Origin of the sequence: Photorhabdus sp. CRCIA-P01 (assembly GCF_003545805.1) — a bacterium.
GTDB classification, from domain to species: Bacteria; Pseudomonadota; Gammaproteobacteria; order Enterobacterales; family Enterobacteriaceae; genus Photorhabdus; species Photorhabdus antumapuensis.
Genome location: NZ_NMQR01000170.1, coordinates 1 through 1,381, shown reverse-complemented (window position 1 = coordinate 1,381; position 1,381 = coordinate 1). Strand labels below are relative to the sequence as shown.

Sequence of the window (1,381 nt, the reverse complement as noted above, 5' to 3'; positions counted from 1 at the left end):
GGGGACAGTGATAACCCCGGCGTGGTGCTGACGTGGACGAGTGTGAACACCGGGGCGAGAGTGTTTGGCGATTATCCGGGGACGTGGGGATTAATGCGGTGGTTAGCGCAGGCGAAGGTGACCGCGCTGGACGGCAGTCGTTACCGGCTGACGTTGACTGCGCCGGACGGATTGCCGCTGACCTGGGTATTACGTACCGAAGTCGGGAAAGGTCCGCTGGCGTTGCTGGCCCTGAAAGGGTTCCGGTTGCCGAAAACGATTTTTGTGGAGCATGCGGGAAATACCCTTCCTGAGCCGGGGATAAATAATCATGATGGGGAAGAAGAGTAACCGCTTATTTGACGGAATAACTCTGAGGCAGAGATAACGGTGATATTGGTATTGTCACCCGGCTATCGCCAGAATATTGAATTGAGTGCTGCTGTTCATTCGATGATAGATATTTTATAACCATATCATCATGATATTCCTGTCTGTGAGGCTTTATTATAAGGCAGGGTAATTGCTACCCTGAATCAGGGTAAAGCTATTATTGATAGGGTAACGCTAAATAATGAAATCTATTCTCATTCGCAGAATATAATTGAGAATCATTTCTTTTTATTGATGATAGTGAATATTAATCATAAAGTGGAGAGTATAATAATGCTTGCATTGTATTTTGTTAATTAATTAGCATATTGAAAATAATATAAAAATAGACTTGATTTTAATCCGCACCCACGGGGAGGATTGAATTATTTAGTCACCCTGTAGGCAATTAATGAATCTATTCATTCGGGGGCATATTACCGGCCTTTGCGATTATTTTTATTCTGGTTAACGCTGAATTAAGCCGTACCGGCATCAATTGACTGTTCCCCGCATTTATCAGAGTTAACAACCGGGGATATATTCGGCTGGATTTTCGGTAGTTGAATTGACATATACCCTATGGATTTCAAGATGCATCGCGACGGCAAGGGAGAGAATCCCCGGGAGCATAGCGAACTATGTGACCGGGGTGAGCGAGTGCAGCCAACAAAGAGGCAACTTGAAAGATAACGGGTATAACCGTTTATAACGACAGGCACTTTTATTGAAAAAATGGGACGCCCTTTTCGCTGAGTGAACCGACCGTTTTATCTGATATCTGAGGAAACCTATTGATGGATAGAAAAATGCTGCGTGCCCGTCAGCTTCAGGCGAGTAAACCCGTGTTGCCGGGTCATGCCCGTTACCGGCTTGAAATCCGGCGCTGCAATGCCGAACTGGAGGTGTTCAGCTTCACCGGCGAAGAGCGCCTGTGCGCCCCGTATTGCTACACCATTGATTTCACCAGCCCGAACAGGGATATCGATCCGGCGGTGATATTGAACAAATCGGCCACGTTTATCTTGCA

At 46.3% G+C, this 1,381-nt stretch carries 2 protein-coding genes; one reads left to right on the top strand and one right to left on the bottom strand.

Going from position 1 to position 1,381, the window contains the following annotated elements; all coding sequences use genetic code 11:
• On the top strand, positions 1–330 hold a 330-nt coding region (locus D3222_RS24575; protein WP_157975449.1), incomplete at its 5' end, for a type VI secretion IcmF C-terminal domain-containing protein.
• A gap of 812 nt (positions 331–1,142) precedes the next feature.
• Here the strand turns inward: D3222_RS24575 and D3222_RS25370 are convergent.
• Positions 1,143–1,381: hypothetical protein (locus D3222_RS25370; RefSeq protein WP_157975448.1), on the bottom strand; the 239-nt coding region annotated here is incomplete at its 5' end.